General features: G+C 65.8%; 1 protein-coding gene, 1 rRNA gene and 1 pseudogene. All 3 read right to left on the minus strand.

From position 1 onward, the window contains the following. Positions 1-551, minus strand: a pseudogene (locus tag E3O42_RS01765) (hypothetical protein); the annotation flags it as partial. 103 nt (positions 552-654) lie between these two features. Continuing rightward, positions 655-771 (minus strand): 5S ribosomal RNA (gene rrf, locus E3O42_RS01770). A gap of 236 nt (positions 772-1,007) precedes the next feature. Next, entirely contained in the window at positions 1,008-1,250 is a 243-nt protein-coding gene (locus E3O42_RS18875; RefSeq protein WP_420897846.1) for a GrpB family protein, read from the minus strand. Between the last annotated feature and the right edge of the window lie 225 nt (positions 1,251-1,475).

The following is a 1,475-nucleotide window of genomic DNA, read 5'->3' on the forward strand; positions in this document are numbered from 1 at the left end:
CGGTAGGGAGGACGATCGCCGTCGCGCTGCGGGCGATCGGAGTTGCCCTGGTACGCCGGGCGGTCGCCGTTGCCCCGGTAAGGAGGGCGATCGCCGTCGCGCTGCGGACGGTCGGAGTTACCCTGGTACGCGGGACGGTCGGAATTGCCCCGATACGGTGCACGCTCCCCGCCCTGCGGACGGTCGGAGTTGCCACGGTAGGGAGGACGGTCGCCGTCGCGCTGCGGGCGATCGGAGTTGCCCTGGTACGCCGGACGGTCGCTGTTGCCCCGGTAGGGAGGACGGTCGCCGTCGCGCTGCGGACGGTCGCTGTTGCCCCGGTACGGCGCACGCTCCCCGCCCTGGGGACGATCGGAGTCGCCCCGGTACGGCGGACGGTCACCGTCGCGCTGCGGACGGTCATTGCCGCCGGAGTTGCCGCGGTACGGCGGTCGAGCGCCGTCCTGGCTGGGTCGGTCCGACCATCCGCGACCACCCTGGTAGCCGCCGGTGCGACGATCGCCGCTCCCGTTGTCGCGTGCGTCGTTCCCGTTGCGTTCCGTGGGGGTCACTGTTTATCTCCTGTAGGTGTGGCTATACGTACCGGACTACTTCTCCAGCGTACGTTAACGGCAAAATGGCCACCCGAATGGGTGGCCATTTTGACTAAGTTAAGTCCGGCGGTGTCCTACTCTCCCACAGGGTCCCCCCTGCAGTACCATCGGCGCAAAGAGTCTTAGCTTCCGGGTTCGGAATGTGACCGGGCGTTTCCCTCTTGCTATGGCCGCCGAAACAATGTGCGATGCCCCAGCACCGAGGTGCCGGCCATCAAGTCGTTTCGAACCATCAAGCTTCGATTGCTCCAGTCTACAGGACATCGCGCGTGCCCACCTCCGCGAGCTGTGAGTTAAGCCCTGAAAAGTCGCGCATCCTGGTGCTCAGCTCACAGCTCGCGAAGCGGATGCGCTGGGTCGCACTCCGATCGCTGGTCGAGCCTGTCGAGACCCCGTGAAAGGCATCTCGCGAGATCAGGCCCTACTTCTCCCAGGAGGAACCGGCGCGAGGCCACGTGAGGCTCGTTCCTCATCGAGGAGCTCTTGGATGAGGTCGAGCTTGGCGGCGGTGTAGGCCCTGCCGATCAGCCCAGAGGCGGCCAGCATGATCCTCAGCTCTCCGTACCGGCGACGCGGGGCCTCGTCCTGGTCAAGCTTGTCTCTGAAGACTCGCTGGTTACAGGTGGGCCAGGCACTTTCCGTGAAGACGTGCAGAATGTCTGTGCGGCCGGCGGTACTCCCCGCGCCTAAATGGCATGGGTCTTCGGTCCTGACCGGGCGTGCCCACGACTTCCCCGAACGCTGACCTCTCCCCCCGCGAGCTGTGAGTTAGGCCCGAAGTCTCGCGCGTTGTGGTGCTTTGCTCACGGTTCGCGGGACCCGGGGTGGGGGGTTAACGCACAATGGCCACCCCGGAGGGTGGCCATTGTGTGTGTTTCTAAG

This window comes from Cryobacterium adonitolivorans, assembly GCF_004402695.1.
Lineage (GTDB): Bacteria > Actinomycetota > Actinomycetes > Actinomycetales > Microbacteriaceae > Cryobacterium > Cryobacterium adonitolivorans.